The organism is Streptomyces jeddahensis (assembly GCF_001642995.1).
GTDB classification, from domain to species: Bacteria; Actinomycetota; Actinomycetes; order Streptomycetales; family Streptomycetaceae; genus Streptomyces; species Streptomyces jeddahensis.
In genome coordinates this window covers 109814-128084 of record NZ_LOHS01000027.1, presented here as the reverse complement: position 1 = coordinate 128084, position 18271 = coordinate 109814, and the positions used below count along the sequence as shown (strand labels likewise).

Here is an 18271-nt window from a genome sequence, read left to right as displayed (position 1 = left end):
GGCTAGGCGCCAGACCGAGGACGTACATCCCGGCGCGGCCCCGACCCACCCACCGAGAGGTGGCGAACCGGAGCGGACCGGTAGGCGCGTACGCCCCGACCCACCCACCGGCAGGGGGCGCACCAGCCGCCGACGGCCCACAGACGCACACGCGCCGCGACCCACCACCGGCAGACGGCGAACCGCCCACCAGCCGACAACCGCGTACGGACCCACCCACCCACCGACAGGTGGCGAACCGGTCACGGACCGCCAGCCGCACGCGGACCCCACCACCCACCGAGAGACAGCGAACCACCCGCCCTGGGCTGCGGGCGGTAGGCGGGCCCCCGGCCCGCCACCGATCCGCGGCGCTCAACCCCCCTGCGCCGACCGCGCCTTGAACGCCGCCTTACGCGCTTCCTTGGCCACCTTCTTGTCGGGGTGCAGCCGCCCCATCGCCTCCAGGACGTCGCCCGTGGCGGGGTGGTCGACGCGCCACGCCGTGTCGAAGAAGCCGCTGTGCTGCTGTGCCAGACCCTCCACCAGGGCCTGGAGCTCCGCGGAGTTGCCCTCGGCGGCGAGCTGCGCCGCAAGCGTGTCGATCGTCAGCCAGAAGATCATGGACTCGGGCGGCGGCGGCACGTCGCCCGCTCCGTGCTCGGTGAGCCAGACGCGTGCGAGTCCGCCGAGCTCGGCGTCGTCGAGTACGGCGCGCAGCGCGGGCTCGGCCGCGCCGCCGACCAGCGAGAGCGCCTGCTGGCAGCGCAGCCGCCGCAGTGGCGCTCCTTCGTCGCCGCCCCGCGCGGCGGACAGGAGCTCCTCGGCCGCGGCGAGCGGCTCACGCCGTGCGAGCCACTGCTCGATCTCGGCCTGCGCCGCGGCCTGCGGGAAACCGGCGGTGCCGTCGAGCAGGCCGTCGGCGCCCTTGTCCGCGAGATCGCCGACAGCGGGCGCGTCGAGGCCTGCCTCCAGCATGCGCGCGCGCATGCCGTAGAGGCCGAGCGGGGTGAGCCTGACCATGCCGTACCGCGTGACGTCGATGTCGTCGGCGGATGCGCCCGGCTCCTCGCCGGCCTCTTCGGTGTCGGCCAGCAGGGTCTCGTCGACCGGCTGGAACTCGACGAGCCCGACGGGTTCCAGCATCCGGAACTGGTCGTCGAGCCGCATCATGGCGTCCGAGACCTGCTCGAGGACGTCGTTGGTGGGCTTGCCCATGCCGTCGGGCACGATCATGGACGCGGCGAGCGCGGGCAGCGGCACGGGCTCTCCGGCGGGCCCGTCCTCGCTGACGCTCAGCAGGTAGAGGTTGCCGAGCACGCCGTCCAGGAACTCGGCCTCCGCCTCCGGGTCCCAGTCGAGCTGCTCGAAGTCGATCTGTCCGTCGTCCTCGATGGCGTCGACTAGATCGTCGAGGTCGGGCACGGACGCGTCGGCCAGCACGGTCTCCAGCGCGTCGAGCCACAGGCCGAGGATGTCCCGGGGGCCGCCGGAGGTGATGAGGCCGAGGTTGTCGCCGCGCGTGACGGTGCCCTCCTCCTCGTCCGTGATCTCGACGAGGCCGGTGTCGATGGCGACGCGCCACGCCTCGCTCGCATACGCCGTTCCGTCCTCGTCGTCCGCGAGGCCCAGCTCCGCCGCGGCGGCCGGGAGCTGCTCGTCCACGAGCTCTCCGCCCGCCCCGACGCGGGTGTCCGGCCCCGCCCAGCGGGCGAGCCGCACGGCGCGGGAGAGCAGCGGCGCGGCGAGGGCGTCCCTCGCCAGCTCCGCCTCGGAGTGCAGCCGCACCGGCGGCAGCGTGGAGGGGCTTACGGACATCGGTTGGTTCTCCTCGGGACGTGTGGGGCGGCCGGTCCGCGAAGGTCCGACCGGCCCAGCCTAGACCGACATGACCGCGTCCCGCCTGCCCGTCCGCCGCCCTGGACCCGTCCCCGCGCCCGGTCCGGAACCGGATCCGGGGCGGCGGCAAGGACCCGTCGCTCCGGTTCATGTTGCGGTCAGGGGTCGTTACCCGGTCGTCCCTTGACAAGTCCCGTGGCGGCACAAGAGATTGACGCGCGTAGAGAGCGAACGCGGGCCTTCCCGTTCGCGGTTCCGCCCTCGTGCCGTTCGCGGTTCCACCCTCGTCCCGGCGCTCTGACCATCGTCCCCGGAGGGATCCCTTGCCGAGCAAGAGCTCGTCGCGCATCGCCGCGCTGACCGTCGCCGCCGTCTGTTCCACCGTGTCCGCCGTCGTCCTCACCTCGCCCGCCGAGGCGGCCGAGGTGCAGATCCACGACATCCAGGGCAGCACCCGAATATCCCCGCTCGCAGGTCAGCAGGTCACCGGCGTGACCGGGATCGTGACGGGCACCCGGACCTACGGTTCCTCCAGAGGCTTCTGGATCCAGGATCCGGACCCGGACGGCGACTCGGCCACCAGTGAGGGCGTCTTCGTCTTCACCGGTTCTACGCCGACGGTCGCCGTCGGCGACGCGGTGACGGTGTCCGGCACGGTCACGGAGTACGTCCCTGGGGGCACCTCGTCCGGCAACCAGTCGCTCACCGAGATCACCAAGCCGACGGTGACGGTGGTGTCGTCCGGCAACCCGCTGCCCGCGGCGGAGGTCATCGACGCCGGCTCGGTGCCGGACACATACACGGCGGCCGGCGACCCGGCCGCGCAGGGCTCCGTCAACGGCCTGACGCTCCAGCCCGCCAAGTACGCCCTCGACTACTACGAGTCCCTCGAGGGCATGAACGTCCGCATCGGCACGTCCCGCGTGGTCACCGCGACCGACGCGTTCGCGGAGCTGTGGGTCACGGTCAAGCCGCACGAGCACCCCACCCGCCGCGGCGGCACCGTCTACGGCTCGTACACCTCCCAGAACACGGGCCGCCTGCAGATCCAGTCGCTGGTGCCCACCGCCCAGCAGCCCTTCCCCACCGCGAACGTCGGCGACGTGCTGGAGGGCACCACCGAAGGCCCGCTCGACTACAGCCAGTTCGGCGGGTACACGCTGACGGCTCGGACCCTCGGCACGGTCACCGACGGGGGCCTGCAGCGGGAGACCACCCGCAAGCAGAAGAGCGATGAACTGGCCGTCGCGACGTACAACGTCGAGAACCTCGACCCGACCGACGCGCAGGACAAGTTCGCCAAGCTCGCGGACGGCGTGGTCACGCACCTGCAGGCGCCCGACATCGTCGCCCTGGAGGAGATCCAGGACAACAACGGCGCGAAGAACGACGGTACGGTCGCCGCCGACCAGACCGTGCAGAAGTTCGTGGACGCGATCGTCGCCGCGGGCGGTCCGCGCTACGAGTGGCGCTCCATCGACCCGGTGAACAACGCCGACGGCGGTGAGCCCGGTGGCAACATCCGGCAGGTGTTCCTGTTCAACCCCGAGCGGGTCTCCTTCACCGACCGCTCGGGCGGCGACTCGACGACGACCGGCGTCACCAAGGTGGACGGCAAGGCCGCGCTCACCGCGTCGCCCGGCCGTATCGACCCGGGCAACGGAGCCTGGACGAACAGCCGCAAGCCGCTGGCGGGCGAGTTCGTCTTCCGCGGCCGTACGGTCTTCGTGATCGCCAACCACTTCGCGTCCAAGGGCGGCGACCAGGCGCTGCACTCCCAGTACCAGCCGCCCACGCGGAGCTCGGAGACCCAGCGCCACCAGCAGGCGACGGCCGTGAACGCCTTCGTGAAGGAGATCCTCAAGACGCAGAAGAACGCGGACGTCGTCACGCTCGGCGACATCAACGACTTCGAGTTCTCCACCACCACCAAGCTCCTGGAGGACGGCGGCGCGCTGTACTCGGCCATCAAGTCCCTGCCGAAGAGCGAGCGTTACACCTACGACTACCAGGGCAACAGCCAGGTCCTCGACCAGATCCTGGTGAGCCCGTCCATCCGCTGCGACGGCTTCTCGTACGACAGCGTGCACATCAACGCGGAGTTCGCGGACCAGAACAGCGACCACGATCCCCAGGTGCTGCGCTTCCGGCCGTAAGCAGCTGGCGTAGTCTCGTAGTTCCGTCTTGTGGTTCCGTGCGTGACCGGGCCCGGCCTTCGTCGGAAGTCAGAAGGCCGGGCCCGGGCGTGCCGTGGGGCGGCGGCGGTTCAGGCGTTGAAGACGCCGTTCAGCCAGTTCTGCCAGGCGAGTTCGTTGTGCTTGGCGTCGGCGTCGGGCGCGAAGTCGTGGACGCTGATGCCGACCGGGGCGCCCCAGTGGTTGCGTCCGAAGAAGCGGATGAGCGCGTGGTCGGTGCGCAGCCCGATGAAGTACGGGTTGCGGAAGTCGACCACGGCGTCGAGGGGGCGGCCCTCGGGCCCCCGGGCCTGGATACGCGCTCCCCCGGCGGTGTCGTCGGCGAGGCCGAGCGCCCGCCCGACCGCGGCGAAGGCGTCGGCGGCCGTGGACGCCTCGGGCCCGTTGAGCGTGGCGAACGCGACGGGGCGGCCCGCGAAGTGCGTCACGTACTCGCGCAGGGTGTGCAGGTAGAAGTCGGTGTGCTTGGAGGCGCCGTCGTACTGGTTGTCCCAGTCGTCGGTGAAGATCCCGCTGTGCACGTACCGCACCCAGGCGCTCCGGCCCTCCTCGCGGGGCTCGATGGTGTGGTCGAGCTGGTTGAGCGACTGGGTCGGGAACCCGACGTCCTCGCTGCGCACGGTGAACCGGTGCGGCGGATCCCAGTTGACGATGGTGCTGCCGAACGGTCCGGCCCCGCCCTCGCGCGGCTCGAACTCGCTGGGCCACAGCCAGCCGCCGGTGCCGGTGGTGATGGCGTCCCAGACCTCTTCGGGGCTGGCGTCGACCTCGAATTCCCGGGCGATCTCGAATTCCTTGGACATGGTGGTGGCTCCTGCGGATCAGTGGGTCTGCGGATGTCAGTCGGTCTGCGGAGGTGCGGGAAGTGCGGTTGCGGGCGAGGCGGTGTCCGCCTCTGCTTCGGGGCGGGCGGCCGGGGACTGTGCGTCCGAGGGCCGCGCATCGGGAGCGCTCGCGCCCTTGACGGTGGGGTGCACGCCGATGACGATCCGGTGATCGCGGCCGCCCTCCGCGGTCCCGTCGTGGTACTTGCGGATCAGGGCTCCGACGCCTTGCGTCAGCTCCTCGATGAACGCGGCGCGGTCGGCGGCCGACGCGAAGCGCACCTCGCCGTCGAGCGCGTACGTGGCGAGCCGCTTGCGGGCCTTCGTGGCGCCCGTGATGAGCGAGCCGACGTCCCGCACCAGACGGGCTGCGAGTGCAAGCAGCCAGCGGGCCGAGAGCTGGTCGCGGGCGCGGTCCGGGTCGGGCTGCACCGCGCCCAGGGCGAGCGGCGAGATGACGTACGACGCGGCGGTCGCGCGCATCAGGCGCTCGGTGACGTTGCCCTTGCGGCGCTCTCCGGCCAGCTCGACGAGGCCGTGCCGCTCCAGGGCCTTGAGGTGGTAGTTCACCTTCTGCCTCGGCAGGTCGACACGGGCGGCCAGCATCGCGGCGGAGGCCGGGCCGGCGGCCAGTTCGGCCAGCAGCCGGGCCCTGATGGGGTCGAGCGAGACGGCTGCCGCCGCGGGGTCCTCGATCACGGTCACGTCCAGCATGCGTCCACCGTGCCACCGAAAACAATTTTTGTCCAGACTGCTGAGCTTGTCGGTCGGAGGAACGTAAAACAGCGGTCTGCCGGCGGAGTCCCATCCGCCGGCAGACCGCCGGTTTCGGCAGGCGTCGCGTTCAGCCCGCTACGGCACCGTCACCCTCGGTTCAGCATCTCGACCACCTGGTGGCCGCGACCCCGGCGGTGGCTCCAGCGGCCGCCGATCAGACGGTCCAGGCCGCTGGGGAGATAGCTGTGCCTACGGCGGCGCAGCCCGCTCGGGACCAGCGCACTCCGGCGCAGGCCGCTCGGGACGAACGCGCTTCGGCGCAGGCCGCTCGGGACGAACGCGCTTCGGCGCATGCCGCTCGGGACGAACGCACTCCGCCTGAAGCCACTCGGGACGAACGCACTCCGCCTCAGGCCGCTCGGGACCAGGGGGCTGTGGCGGACGCTGTTCCAGATGAGGCGGCGGCCGAGTGGTGCCCTGGCCACCTGACCGGCGCCGCTGCGGTGCCACAGCACGCCCGCGGCGACGGCCGCGCCGGTCCCGGCACTCGTGATCAGCACCGCCCGCGGGTGGCGCCGTCCGGCCCGGACCGCGGCGCTCGTGGCGCTGCGCACGGGCTGGGGCGCGCCGTGCCGCACCCGCTCCACCGCCTGCGCGGCGGTCTCCTGAGTCTGAGCCGCGGCAGTCTCGACCCGCTCGCCTGCCTCTTCGGCGCGTATCTGCACCTGTTCCCTCGCTTCCGCCGCGCGCCCCTGCAGCTGTTCCCCGGCATGCCCTGCGCGCCCTCGCATCCGTCCCTTCGCGTGCGTGGCCCGTTCGCTCATGCGGCCGCGCATCCTGGCGGCCTTCTGCCGGGCGCGGCCCTTCACATCCGTCTTGGCCGCCAACTCCTCGACTGTCGCGCCGAGTTCCGCGCGGGTTTCTTCGATCTGCCGGCGCAGTTCGTCGGGTCCCTTGGCGCCGGCCCTCATGCCGTCCGTCATCGGTGCGCCCTTTCCTTGAGCTCCTCGACATCGGCCCTGACGCTGTGCATCGCCCGCTCGGGCAGCGGCGGAGTCGCGCCGCGGAGCTGACGGCGGCCGATCAGTGCGAGCACGCCGGCGATGGCGAAGAGCACCCCGGCGATGATGAGCGCGCTCGCCCACACCGGCAGCGTCAGGGAGAGGGCGGCGGCGGCCGTGGCGGCGAGGGCCATCACCCCGACATAGGCGATGGCGCCGGCCGCGCCGAGCAGCCCCCCGCCCCGCCCGGCCCGCTTGCCTTTGTAGGCGAGCTCCGCGGTGGCGAGCCGCATCTCCTGCCGTACGAGCGTGGAGAGCTGTGCGGTCGCCCGGCTCACCAGCTCTCCCACCGAGTGTTCCGTACGACGCTGATCCGTGACCGCGGTCATGTGTCCCGCCTCCCTCCGTCTGGGACGACCGGGTACCCGCCGACGGCGGCACTACCCCTCCTACGTGCCCTCCTGTCCGCCGTCCAGCCGCGCGAGCCGGCTCTGGAACAGGTCCAGCCTCCCTTGCGGCAGCGCGGCCTCCGCGATCAGCTCCGGCACGCCGGGCGCGCCGCAGCGGGGCGGGCACGCAGCGGAAGCCTCAGTCGCAGCGGCGGTGCGGGGCCGTAGCGTTCCTTGCTCATACCGCTTAGCAGAATTAAGTGGAGCTTCACCGTCGCCGTGCCGACACTGCAGGCATGACGACCTCACGCCCCACCGCTCCCTTCGGCCGCGCCCTCTGCGCGATGATCACGCCGTTCACCGACTCGGGTGCCCTGGATCTGGACGGGGCCCGGCAGCTGGCCGAGCGGCTCGTGGCCGACGGCTGCGACGGGCTGGTCCTGTCCGGCACGACGGGCGAGTCGCCCACCACGACCGACGCCGAGAAGTCGGCTCTCGTACGCGCCGTGGCCGAAGTCGTCGGCGACCGTGCGGCGGTCGTCGCGGGCGTCGGCAGCTCCGACACCCGGCACACGGTCGAGCTCGCTCTGGAGGCGGAGAAGGCGGGCGCGGACGGTCTGCTGGTGGTCACTCCGTACTACAGCAGGCCGCCCCAGGACGCCGTCGAGGAGCACTTCCGGGAGATCGCTGACGCCTCCGGGCTGCCGCTGATGCTCTACGACATCCCCGGCCGCACCAGCACCCGGATCGAGCCGGAGACGATGCTGCGGCTCGCGGAACATCCGCGGATCGCCGCGGTGAAGGACTGCGCGTACGACCTGCTGGGCACCCAGAAGGTCCTCGCGCGCACGGACCTCGCGTACTACACGGGCTGCGAGGAGTTCATCCTGCCGCTGTACGTGGTGGGCGGTGCGGGTTATGTGTCGACGGTCGCCAACGTCGCGCCGCGGCATCTGCGGGGGATCCTCGACGCGTACGACGCGGGTGACACCGCGGGTGCCGCGCTGCGGCAACAACAGGTGATCGAACTCATCGAGTTGATGATGGCGTCCGGGCTGCCCGGCACGGTCACGGCGAAGGCGCTGCTCGGGGCGCTCGGGCTGCCCGCGGGCCCGGTGCGGGCACCGCTGCGGCCCGCCGGCCGCGATGCGACCGACGGGCTGCTGGCGGCGTTCGAGCGGCTCGTGAACGCGGGGGCCTGATCAGCGCTCGGCGAAGATGGGCGTCCAGCGGCCGGCCGCGCCGTCGTTCCCCTTGCGGAAGCCGCTCAGCGGTACGACCTTGTCGCTGCCGATCGTGACGAGCACGAGCCGATTGTGGAACTCGTTCGAGCCCGGCGGGATGTCCCAGGCGATGAGCCGCTTGTCGTCGACCCAGGCGAGCAGTTGCTGGCCGCGCACCTTGGTGACCCGCTTGCCGGTGTAGGGGTCGAGGAGCTCGGAGGCGGACTGCTTGTTGTCGCCCGCGTAGCCGCCCGCGACGAGCTTGCCGTCCGGGGACAGTCCGGCGTCGTTGAACCAGTGCACGTACTCCTCGTTCGCCGGCTTGGGGACCTCGTTGCCCTCGAAGTCGTAGTACTGCATGTGGGGGGCCGTCGTGAGCCCGGAGTAGACCAGCTTGCCGTCGCGGCTGAAGGCGAAGTCCTGGCGGACGTTGAGGTCCTGGCTGTTGTACGTGACCTCGCTCCAGGAGCCTTCGCCGGACTCCACGTCGATGACGTAGAAGCCGGTCCGGCCGGACTGGCCGAACTGCGGCATCCAGTCGTTCTTCTTGCCGTCACCGTCGCTGTCGTAGTCCGCCCTGTACCGCAGGTCGGGGTTCGTGCTGTACGTCGTCGCGACGAGCTTGCTGCCGTCCGGCGAGAACTCGACCCCCGCGACGCCGCGGCCGACCGGGATCCAGCGCTCGACCTCGCCGGTGAGCAGGTCGAGCAGGCCGATCCGCTGGGCGGGCAGGTCCTTCTCCAGGACGGCGGCGGTCCGCATCCCGGGAGCGACGGCGATGTAGGACCACTTGGTGGTCTTCACGTACTTGCCGGTCTTCTGGTCCAGAAGCCAGTACGTGCGGACGGCGGTGCCGCGGTCGTCCGTCTGCTTGACGGTGCTCCAGGTGTAGTACGAGGCCAGCGCGACGTTCCCCGCCGCGATCAGGTCGCGCGGTGGCGTCTGGTCGGGGTGGGCGATGATGTCGCTCGGGTTCATCTCGCTCGCCAGACGCACGTCGTCCTTGCCGGAGTCCAGCAGGGGCACGGCCACCGCGACGGCGACCACGGCGGCGGTGGCCGCGGCGACTGATGCGAGGGTGCGAGTCCTGCGGCGCCGTCGGGCCGTCAGGACCCGGTCGGCGAAGCCCGGCTGGACGGGCATGGGCTCGTCGGCCTGTTCGCGCAGCGAGTCACGTACCAGCTCTTCGACGTTCACGGACGCACCTCCACAGGCGAGAAGTCGCGGGACGGCTGCTGCTCGGCGCCGGCAGGGCCGAGCGCGGCCAGTTCGGGGGCGAGGTCGCGCAGCCGGGCGAGGGAGCGGTGCGTCGTGGAGCGCACCGTGCCGACCGAGCAGCCCAGCAGGCGGGCCACGTCGGCCTCCGGCAGGTCCTCGAAGTAGCGCAGGACGAGCACGGTGCGCTGGCGGGCGGTGAGCCGGGCCAGTGCCGCGCGCATCACGAGGCGCAGCTCGGCGGCGGACGAGGCGTCCGTGCCCGATCCGGTCTCCGGCAGCTCGGGCACGCTCAGTTCGCGCCGCGGCCACTTCAGCCGCCAGCGGCTCACCTGCTGCCGATAGAGGATCTGCCGTACGTACGCCTCGGGCTCGTCGATGCGGTGCCAGCGTCCCGCGGCCTTGATCAACGCGTTCTGCAGCAGATCCTCGGCCGCGTGCCGGTCGCCGCCGCTCAGCAGGACGGCGGTCTTCAGCAGCGCGGACGACCTGTTCGCCACGAACTCCCGGAAGTCTTCCTGGACCTCGGCATCCATCGTCACCTTCTCTTCGGTCCTCTGTTCTTTGTTGTCTGTTCGGCGGACCTTGCTGCCTGTGGTGACGCGTGCGGCCGTCCCCCGCTATGCCTGTGTGGACGGCCAAAATAAACGGGCGGCCCGCACCGTCGTCCGGTGCGGGCCGCCTGGGCCGACTGCCTGCGGCGAGAAGCCTCAGTTGTGGCTGTGGAGCACCTCGTTGAGGCCGCCCCACACCGCGTTGTTCGGGCGGGCCTCGACGGCGCCCGTCACCGAGTTGCGGCGGAAGAGGATGTTGGAGGCGCCGGACAGCTCGCGGGCCTTGACGATCTGGCCGTCGGGCATGGTGACGCGCGTACCGGCCGTGACGTACAGACCGGCCTCGACCACGCACTCGTCGCCGAGCGCGATGCCGACGCCCGCCTCGGCGCCGATGAGGCAGCGCTCGCCGATGGAGATGACCACGTTGCCGCCGCCGGACAGGGTGCCCATGGTGGAGGCGCCGCCGCCGATGTCGGAGCCGTCGCCGACGACGACGCCGGCCGAGATGCGGCCCTCGACCATCGACGTGCCGAGGGTGCCCGCGTTGAAGTTCACGAAGCCCTCGTGCATGACCGTGGTGCCCTCGGCGAGGTGCGCACCGAGCCGCACGCGGTCGGCGTCGGCGATGCGGACGCCCTTCGGCGCGACGTAGTCCGTCATGCGCGGGAACTTGTCGATGCTGGTCACCTGGAGGTGCAGGCCCTCGGCGCGGGCGTTGAGCCGGACCTTCTCGAGGTCGTCGACGGCGACCGGGCCGAGCGAGGTCCAGGCGACGTTGGCGAGGAAGCCGAACATGCCGTCCAGGCTCTGGCCGTGCGGCTTCACCAGGCGGTGCGAGAGCAGGTGCAGACGCAGGTACACGTCGTGGGCGTCCAGCGGCTTGTCGTCGAGGGACGCGATGACCGTACGGACCGCGACGACCTCGACACCGCGGCGGGCGTCCGGGCCGATGGCCTTCGCGGCGCCCTCGCCGAGCAGCTCCACGGCGCGCTCGGCGCTCAGCCGCTCGGTGCCGGCCGGGCCGGGCTCGCCGGACAGCTCGGGCGCGGGGAACCAGGTGTCGAGGACGGTGCCGTCGGCGGTGACGGTGGCGAGGCCGGCGGCGACGGCGCCGGTGGTGCGAGGTGCAGTTGCAGTCGTGTCGGTCATGCCAGAAACCTAACCGGCCGGGGGCCGGGGAGGCTAACCGGTGGAGCCGGCGTCTCAGGTACCGGGCGCGGCGGGCGGGACGGCGAGCGTCACGGCGGCACTCGCCGCCATCAGGGAAGCCGTCACGGGATGAGCCGCGCCAGCATCTCCCGCGCATACGCCTCGTCGTACTCCCCGCCCGTCAGCAGCACCTGCAGACAGATGCCGTCCATCAGCGCGACGAGCGCGCGGGCCGTGACCGGGTCCGTGCGGTCGGCGATCAGGTCGGCGAGGTCCTGGCACCACTCGGCGGCGACGGGCCGCAGTGCCGGGCGTCGGAGGGCGGCGAGATACAGCTCGTACTCGAGCTCGACGCCGGTGCGCTCGCCCGCGAGCCACTCCCCCGTCAGTGCGGCGAGTTCACCGGCGAGGTCGACGCGCGGGTCCTCGAGGGCGCCTCGGCTCCGCACCACCTTGGCGAAGCCCTCGCTGGCCTGGCGCAGTGCGGCCACCATGAGCTCGTCCAACGTCTTGAAGTGATATGTGGTGGAGCCGAGCGGTACGTCGGCCTCGGCTGCGACGGAGCGGTGGCTGAGACCGGCGATGCCCTTCTCGCCGACCACCCGGATCGCGGCGTCGATGATGCGCTGCCGCCGCTCGGGGTCGTAGCGCCGGGCGCCCATCAGTGGGCCCCGCCGAGATTGAGCAGCACGACTCCGGCGATGACGAGCGCGATGCCGGCCACCTTGGCCGCGGTCATGGCCTCGCCGAGGAACACCATGCCGATCGCGGCGATCACCGCGGTGCCGACCCCGGCCCAGATCGCATACGCCGTGCCGACCTCCATCGTCCGGAGCGTCTGCGCCAGCAGGGCGAAGGCGACGAGGTACCCGGCCACGGTGGCCAGCGAGGGCCAGGGCCTGCTGAACCCCTCGCTGTACTTCATCGCCGTGGTGCCGGCCACCTCGGCCGCGATGGCTCCCGCGAGCAGTGCGTATCCCATGCGTACGAGTGTACACATCGTTGCGTACGCCCGTACGCAACGGGCGGCCGAAGGCCGAGCGCACACCGCTTGACGCTCACCGGTTATCGTGTCGCGATCACGTGGGGGGCCACGGGATACGGACACCCGGGCCGTGCGGCGGTCCGGCGGTGATACGGAGCGTGGAAGAGAACCATGGCGGAGATACCGGGGTCGGGCGACAACCTGGCTGACTCTTCAGGTCCTTCGAACTCGGGCGGACCCGCCGGTCCAGGCGGACCCGCCGGCCCCGGCGGCTCCCTCGGATACGGCGGACCCACGGGCTACGGCCCGCCGCCCAGGGGCTGGGGCGCCGGCTGGGCCCCGCCACCCCCGCCGAAGCCGGGCGTCATACCGTTGGCTCCCCTGGGCCTGGAAGCCGTCTTCGGTGGTGTGTTCGCGACTCTGCGGCACTACGCCAAGCCGCTTCTCGGCTCCGCCCTGGCGGCGTATGCCGCGCTGACCGTCCTCCTGGCGGGCCTGTTCGCGCTCTCGTACGTGGCCATGGAGGACCATCTGGACGCCGTCTACACCCCGGGGGCCGACGTCGAGTGGGACGACATCCGCCCCATCCTGACGGCGTTCGGCGTGGTCTGGGCCGTGGGCGGGATCGCGACGATCGCGGTCACGGCCTTCGTCCAGGCGTCGTGCACGGCCACGCTCCGCGAGGCGGTGCTCGGCCGCCGTACGACCGTCAGCGCCGTCGCCCGGCACGCGCTGTCCCGCACCCCGGCCGTCCTCGGCATCATGCTGCTGATGGCCCTGATCGTGCTGGTGCCGACGGCCCTGATCGCCGCGGCCACCATCGGCCTGTTCGTCGCCGCGCTGTCGATGGACTCCGGCCCGGCCCTCTGGGCCGGCCCCCTCTTCCTGCTCTTCCTGCTGACCGTGCCGCTGGCGATCTGGCTGTACGTCCTGTTCGGCTTCGCACCCGCCGCGGCCGTACTGGAGTCGGCGGGCCCGCTGACGGCGCTGCGCCGCTCGGCACGGCTCGTGCGGGGCGCGTGGTGGCGGATATTCGGGATCACCCTGCTCGGCGTACTGATGGTGCTGGTCGCGTCGCTCGTGGTGCAGATGCCCCTGATGTTCGCCGCCCCAGCGTCCGCCCCGTACTCGCCCGCCGATCCGTCACCGCAACTCTCGGACTTTCTGCCTCACATGGACGTCTATCTGGTGCTGTCCATGCTGGTGAACCTTCTGGTGCAGCTGCTCACGGCGGTCTTCCTCCCGCTGGTCACCACCCTGCTCTACGTCGACCAGCGCATCCGCAAGGAGGGCCTGGCCACCGCACTGGCCGCCGCGGCCGCACGCCCGCCGGCGTAGCTCGCACGGCACACCCGGGCCCTAGTCGATCAGCGACTTCTTCGGCCGCAGCACGCAGAACTCGTTGCCCTCGGGGTCGGCCAGCACCACCCAGGTGGCGTCCTCACCCTGGCCGACGTCGACGCGCCGCGCCCCGAGCGCGAGAATGCGCTCGACCTCGGCAGCCTGGTCGTCGGGGGTGAGGTCGATGTGCAGCCGGTTCTTGACGGTCTTCCTCTCCGGGACGGGCAGGAAGCACATCCCGGGCATCGCGTGCTCGTCGGCCCCGATGACGATCTCGTCCTCGTCCTCGAAGAGCACGCGCCAGTCCAGCACCTGGCACCAGAAGCGGGCCAGCGACGGCAGATCGTGCGTGTCGACCACCAGGTGGTACAGAGAAACAGCCATGTCCGGCAGTCTTCCCCGGCTGCCCCGCCCGCCACCATCGCGCGGACCCGTGCAGCCGAACGGCCCCTGTGCAGTGCGCACAGGGGCCGTTCGGCAAGCATGTCCAGGCGGGGTCCTCAGACGTTGAAGCCCAGCGCCCGAAGCTGCTCCCGGCCGTCGTCCGTGATCTTGTCCGGGCCCCACGGCGGCATCCAGACCCAGTTGATCCGGAGCTCGCTGACCAGGCCGTCCGTCGCCGACTTCGCCTGGTCCTCGATGACGTCGGTCAGCGGGCAGGCCGCGGACGTCAGCGTCATGTCGACGGTGGCGATGTTCGCGTCGTCGATGTGGATGCCGTAGATCAGGCCGAGGTTGACGACGTCGATGCCCAGCTCGGGGTCGACGACGTCCATCAGGGCCTCGCGGAGCTCCTCCTCCGAGGCGGGCTTCATCTCAACGGTCTCGCTCATGCGGTCTTCGCCTCCTCCGCGAAGGCCTGGGCCGTCGCGTCCTTCCACGCCATCCAGCTCAGCAGCGCGCACTTCACTCGGGCCGGGTACTTCGAGACTCCGGCGAACGCGACGGCGTCCTCCAGGATCTCCTCCATCGCGTCGTCCGGCTCGATGCGGCCCTTGGACTGCATCAGTTCGAGGAAGACGCCCTGGATCTTCTGCGCCTCGGCCAGCTCCTTGCCGACGAGCAGGTCGTTCAGCACGGAGGCCGAGGCCTGGCTGATCGAGCAGCCCTGGCCCTCGTAACTGATGTCCTCGATCCGCTCCCCGTCGTACTTGACGCGCAGCGTGATCTCGTCGCCGCAGGTCGGGTTGACGTGGTGCACCTCGGCGTCGCCATCCCGCAAGCCCCGCCCGTGCGGGTGCTTGTAGTGGTCCAGGATGACGTCCTGGTACATCGAATCCAGCTTCACTGGCAGCAGCCCCTCAGCCGAAGAAGTTCCGTACGTGCTCCAGGCCGTCCACCAGAGCGTCGATCTCGGCCGGCGTGGAGTACAGATAGAACGACGCTCGCGTGGTCGCAGGAATTCCGTACCGCAGGCAGACGGGGCGGGCGCAGTGGTGGCCGACCCGGACCGCGATGCCCTGCTCGTCGAGGACCTGGCCCACGTCGTGCGGGTGTATGTCGCCGAGCGTGAAGGAGATCGCGGCGCCCCGGTCCTCGGCCGTGGTCGGGCCGATGATCCTGAGGTCCGGGACCTCGCCCAGGCGCTTCACCGCGTACTCCGTGAGCGCGTGCTCATGGGCGGCGATGTTCTCCATGCCGATGGAGGTCAGGTAGTCGATGGCCGCGCCCAGACCGACCGCCTGCGCGATCGGCGGGGTGCCCGCCTCGAACTTGTGCGGCGCCGGGGCGTACGTCGACGAGTGCATCGAGACGGTCTCGATCATCTCGCCGCCGCCGAGGAACGGGGGCAGGTCCTCCAGGAGCTCCTGCCGTCCCCACAGGACGCCGATGCCCGTCGGGCCGCACATCTTGTGGCCGGTGAAGGCCACGAAGTCGGCCTGGAGGGCCTGGACGTCCAGCGGCATGTGGGGTGCCGCCTGCGAGGCGTCGATCAGCACCAGGGCGCCGACCTCCTGCGCGCGGCGGATGATCGTCTCGACCGGGTTGACCGTGCCCAGGATGTTGGAGACCAGCACGAACGAGACGATCTTCGTCTTCTCCGTGATGACCTCTTCGATGTTCGACAGGTCGAGACGGCCGTCGTCCGTGAGGCCGAACCACTTCAGCTTCGCGCCGGTGCGCTGCGACAGCAGCTGCCACGGAACGATGTTGGAGTGGTGCTCCATCTCGGTGATGACGATCTCGGTCTCGCGGTCCACCCGGTAGGGCTCGTCGGCCCAGCCCAGCATGTTCGCCACGAGGTTGAGCGACTCGGAGGCGTTCTTCGTGAAGATCACCTCGTCGCGGCTCGGCGCGTTGATGAACTCCGCGACCTTGTCGCGCGCGCCCTCGTACAGCGCCGTGGCCTCCTCGGCGAGCACATGCACACCGCGGTGGACGTTGGCGTTGTAGCGCTCGTAGTACTCGCTGAGAGCGTCCAGCACCTGGCGCGGCTTCTGCGAGGTCGCCGCGTTGTCCAGGTACACGAGCTTCTTGCCGTCGTGGACCAGGCGGTCCAGGACGGGGAAGTCCTTGCGGATCGCCTCGGTGTCGAGGAGGCCCGGCAGCTGTGTCACGCGGATGCGCCACCCTTCGTGTATGCCTCGTAGCCCTCTTCCTCCAGCTTGTCGGCGAGCTCGGCACCGCCGGACTCGACGATGCGGCCGCCGGAGAAGACGTGGACGTGGTCGGGCTTGATGTAGCGGAGGATCCGCGTGTAGTGCGTGATCAGCAGCGTGCCGACCTCGCCGGTCTCGCGGACGCGGTTGACGCCCTCGGAGACGACGCGCAGGGCGTCGACGTCGAGGCCGGAGTCGGTCTCGTCGAGGATCGCGATCTTCGGCTTGAGCAGCTCGAGCTGAAGGATCTCGTGGCGCTTCTTCTCACCGCCGGAGAAGCCCTCGTTGACGTTGCGCTCGGCGAAGGACGGGTCCATGTTGAGGCGCTCCATGGCCTCCTTGACCTCCTTCACCCAGGTGCGCAGCTTGGGGGCCTCGCCGCGGATCGCGGTGGCGGAGGTGCGCAGGAAGTTGGAGACCGAGACGCCGGGGACCTCGACCGGGTACTGCATGGCGAGGAACAGGCCGGCGCGGGCGCGCTCGTCGACGGACATCTCCAGGACGTCCTCGCCGTCGAGGGTGACGGTGCCCTCGGTGATCGTGTACTTCGGGTGACCGGCGAGCGAGTAGGCGAGGGTCGACTTGCCCGAGCCGTTGGGGCCCATGATGGCGTGCGTCTCGCCCTGCTTCACGGTCAGGTCGACGCCCTTGAGGATCTCCTTGGTGGAGTTGTCGGCCTCGACGGTGACGTGCAGGTCTCGGATTTCAAGCGTTGCCATGGGTGCCTCAGGACTCCTGGGTGAGGGAGACGAGAACATCGTCCCCTTCGATCTTTACGGGGTATACGGGGACAGGGCGCGTCGCGGGCAGTCCGGACGGCTTGCCGGTACGGAGGTCGAAGCTGGAGCCGTGCAGCCAGCACTCGATCTGGCAGTCCTCCACCTCGCCCTCGGAGAGCGACACGTTCGCGTGCGAGCAGATGTCGTAGATCGCGAACACCTCGCCCTCGGTACGGACGACCGAGACCGGCGTGCCGTCGATGTCCACCCGCTTCGGGGTGTCCTCCTCCAGCTCGCTCAGTCCGCAGACGCGTACAAATGCGTCGCTCATGCGACCGCCGCCTCCAGCTCTTCCTCGATCTTCGCGATGAGGCGCTCCTCGATGTCGGCGACACCGATCTGCTGGACCAGCTCGGCGAAGAAGCCGCGGACGACGAGACGGCGGGCCTCGTGCTCCGGGATGCCGCGGGCCATCAGGTAGAAGAGCTGCTCGTCGTCGAAGCGGCCGGTGGCGCTCGCGTGGCCGGCGCCGACGATCTCGCCGGTCTCGATCTCCAGGTTCGGCACGGAATCGACGCGGGCGCCGTCGGTCAGAACCAGGTTGCGGTTCATCTCGTACGTGTCCGTGCCCTCGGCCTTGGCCTCGATGAGGACGTCGCCGATCCACACCGCGTGCGCGTCGTCGCCCTGGAGCGCGCCCTTGTAGGCGACGTTGGACTTGCAGTGCGGCGTGTTGTGGTCGACCAGGAGGCGGTGCTCCTGGTGCTGGCCCTTGTCGGTGAAGTACAGGCCGAACAGCTCGGCCTCGCCGCCGGTGCCCGCGTACTGCACGCGCGGGTGGAGGCGGACGAGGTCGCCGCCGAAGGTCACGACCACGGACTTGAAGCTCGCGTCACGGCCCACCAGCGCGTTGTGCTGGGCGACGTGCACGGACTTCTCGTCCCAGTCCTGGATGGAGACGACGGTCAGCTTGGCGCCGTCGCCCAGGATGTAGTCGACGTTGGCGGCGAGCACGGCGTCACCGGTGTGGTCGATAACGACGACGGCCTCGGCGAAGGCGCCCAGCTCGATCACCTGGTGGCCGAAGGCGACCCCGCCCTCGCCGTGCACGGCGATACGGATCGGGGTCTCGAGGACCTTCTCCTTGGGGACGGTCACGACCGAGGCCTTCTCGAAGGCCGAGTACGCCTGGGCGGCGATGCGGTCCACCGGGGTGCCCGCCTTGCCGAGCCGGGCGTCGTCGCGCCCGACGGTCTCGACGGTGACGCCCTCGGGGGCCTCGACCTCGACCTTCAGGCCGGACCCGGTGGCGACCGCGGTGCCGTCATGCAGCCCGCGCAGCCGCTCCAGCGGCGTGAAGCGCCACTCCTCCTCGCGGCCGTGCGGCACGGGGAAGTCCGCCACGTCGAAGGACGGCGGCGCGCTCATGCGCGTGGCGACGGTCGACTCGGCGGCCACCGCGATGGACCCGGCGGTGGTGGACCCCACCGGAATGTTCTGAGCCTCAGCCATGGCTGTCGTTGTGCTCTCTTCCTACG

20 protein-coding genes are annotated in these 18271 nt (G+C 70.9%); 3 read left to right on the top strand and 17 right to left on the bottom strand.

The window, feature by feature from the left end; translation table 11 throughout:
- Positions 1-354: 354 nt before the first annotated feature.
- Positions 355-1797: a hypothetical protein gene (locus STSP_RS03075; protein ID WP_067271598.1), complete on the bottom strand. Its 1443-nt coding sequence runs from the start codon at positions 1795-1797 to the stop codon at positions 355-357.
- Positions 1798-2141: 344 nt separating this feature from the next.
- Here STSP_RS03075 and STSP_RS03070 point away from each other — a divergent pair, with 344 nt between their 5' ends.
- On the top strand, positions 2142-3974 hold the full coding sequence (locus STSP_RS03070; protein WP_067271595.1) for an endonuclease/exonuclease/phosphatase family protein: 1833 nt from the start codon (positions 2142-2144) through the stop codon (positions 3972-3974).
- A gap of 110 nt (positions 3975-4084) precedes the next feature.
- Here the strand turns inward: STSP_RS03070 and STSP_RS03065 are convergent, their stop codons facing one another.
- The 4 genes from STSP_RS03065 to STSP_RS03050 all read right to left on the bottom strand — a co-directional run bounded on the left by STSP_RS03065 (position 4085) and on the right by STSP_RS03050 (position 6944).
- Positions 4085-4816, bottom strand: a complete 732-nt coding sequence (locus STSP_RS03065) for an SRPBCC family protein (protein WP_067271591.1) — start codon at positions 4814-4816, stop codon at positions 4085-4087.
- 36 nt (positions 4817-4852) lie between these two features.
- Positions 4853-5551 (bottom strand): ArsR/SmtB family transcription factor, encoded by a 699-nt coding sequence (locus STSP_RS03060; RefSeq protein WP_067271589.1) that lies wholly within the window; start codon positions 5549-5551, stop codon positions 4853-4855.
- Positions 5552-5700: 149 nt separating this feature from the next.
- Positions 5701-6537 (bottom strand): DUF3618 domain-containing protein, encoded by an 837-nt coding sequence (locus tag STSP_RS03055; protein ID WP_067271586.1) that lies wholly within the window; start codon positions 6535-6537, stop codon positions 5701-5703.
- A complete protein-coding gene (locus STSP_RS03050; RefSeq protein ID WP_067271584.1) occupies positions 6534-6944 on the bottom strand; it encodes a phage holin family protein in 411 nt (136 codons plus the stop codon). Before STSP_RS03050 ends, STSP_RS03055 begins: the two co-directional genes overlap by 4 nt.
- 296 nt (positions 6945-7240) lie before the next feature.
- Here STSP_RS03050 and dapA point away from each other — a divergent pair, with 296 nt between their 5' ends.
- On the top strand, positions 7241-8146 hold the full coding sequence (dapA, locus tag STSP_RS03045; protein WP_067271581.1) for a 4-hydroxy-tetrahydrodipicolinate synthase: 906 nt from the start codon (positions 7241-7243) through the stop codon (positions 8144-8146).
- Here the strand turns inward: dapA and STSP_RS03040 are convergent, their stop codons facing one another.
- The 5 genes from STSP_RS03040 to STSP_RS03020 all read right to left on the bottom strand — a co-directional run bounded on the left by STSP_RS03040 (position 8147) and on the right by STSP_RS03020 (position 12070).
- Positions 8147-9364 (bottom strand): WD40 repeat domain-containing protein, encoded by a 1218-nt coding sequence (locus tag STSP_RS03040; protein ID WP_067271578.1) that lies wholly within the window; start codon positions 9362-9364, stop codon positions 8147-8149.
- A complete protein-coding gene (locus tag STSP_RS03035; RefSeq protein ID WP_067271575.1) occupies positions 9361-9918 on the bottom strand; it encodes a SigE family RNA polymerase sigma factor in 558 nt (185 codons plus the stop codon). The genes STSP_RS03040 and STSP_RS03035 overlap by 4 nt, the downstream gene beginning before the upstream one ends.
- A gap of 174 nt (positions 9919-10092) precedes the next feature.
- Positions 10093-11088, bottom strand: a complete 996-nt coding sequence (dapD, locus tag STSP_RS03030) for a 2,3,4,5-tetrahydropyridine-2,6-dicarboxylate N-succinyltransferase (RefSeq protein WP_067271573.1) — start codon at positions 11086-11088, stop codon at positions 10093-10095.
- A 122-nt stretch (positions 11089-11210) separates the two neighbouring features.
- The gene (locus STSP_RS03025; protein WP_067271570.1) at positions 11211-11750 is read right to left on the bottom strand and encodes a TetR/AcrR family transcriptional regulator; all 540 of its coding nucleotides are present in this window, start codon (positions 11748-11750) and stop codon (positions 11211-11213) included.
- Positions 11750-12070, bottom strand: a complete 321-nt coding sequence (locus tag STSP_RS03020; protein WP_067271567.1) for a DMT family transporter — start codon at positions 12068-12070, stop codon at positions 11750-11752. The genes STSP_RS03025 and STSP_RS03020 overlap by 1 nt, the downstream gene beginning before the upstream one ends.
- Positions 12071-12445: 375 nt before the next feature.
- On the opposite strand from STSP_RS03020, the gene STSP_RS03015 reads away from it, so the two are divergent.
- Positions 12446-13411 carry a DUF7847 domain-containing protein gene (locus tag STSP_RS03015; protein ID WP_157902767.1) on the top strand — a complete coding sequence of 322 codons (966 nt, stop codon included), beginning with the start codon at positions 12446-12448 and terminating at the stop codon, positions 13409-13411.
- Between the two features lie 21 nt (positions 13412-13432).
- Here STSP_RS03015 and STSP_RS03010 read toward each other — a convergent pair whose 3' ends face one another.
- From STSP_RS03010 to sufD, 7 genes are all read right to left on the bottom strand, one after another.
- The gene (locus STSP_RS03010; RefSeq protein WP_067271564.1) at positions 13433-13798 is read right to left on the bottom strand and encodes a VOC family protein; all 366 of its coding nucleotides are present in this window, start codon (positions 13796-13798) and stop codon (positions 13433-13435) included.
- 116 nt (positions 13799-13914) lie between these two features.
- Positions 13915-14247, bottom strand: a complete 333-nt coding sequence (locus tag STSP_RS03005; RefSeq protein WP_067271562.1) for a metal-sulfur cluster assembly factor — start codon at positions 14245-14247, stop codon at positions 13915-13917.
- A complete protein-coding gene (sufU, locus tag STSP_RS03000) occupies positions 14244-14702 on the bottom strand; it encodes a Fe-S cluster assembly sulfur transfer protein SufU (protein WP_067271556.1) in 459 nt (152 codons plus the stop codon). Before sufU ends, STSP_RS03005 begins: the two co-directional genes overlap by 4 nt.
- 13 nt (positions 14703-14715) lie before the next feature.
- The gene (locus STSP_RS02995) at positions 14716-15972 is read right to left on the bottom strand and encodes a cysteine desulfurase (RefSeq protein ID WP_067271554.1); all 1257 of its coding nucleotides are present in this window, start codon (positions 15970-15972) and stop codon (positions 14716-14718) included.
- On the bottom strand, positions 15969-16733 hold the full coding sequence (sufC, locus tag STSP_RS02990) for a Fe-S cluster assembly ATPase SufC (protein WP_067271552.1): 765 nt from the start codon (positions 16731-16733) through the stop codon (positions 15969-15971). Before sufC ends, STSP_RS02995 begins: the two co-directional genes overlap by 4 nt.
- Positions 16734-16740: 7 nt before the next feature.
- A complete protein-coding gene (locus STSP_RS02985; protein WP_067271550.1) occupies positions 16741-17064 on the bottom strand; it encodes a non-heme iron oxygenase ferredoxin subunit in 324 nt (107 codons plus the stop codon).
- Positions 17061-18245: a Fe-S cluster assembly protein SufD gene (gene sufD, locus STSP_RS02980; RefSeq protein WP_067271548.1), complete on the bottom strand. Its 1185-nt coding sequence runs from the start codon at positions 18243-18245 to the stop codon at positions 17061-17063. The genes STSP_RS02985 and sufD overlap by 4 nt, the downstream gene beginning before the upstream one ends.
- Positions 18246-18271 lie beyond the last annotated feature (26 nt).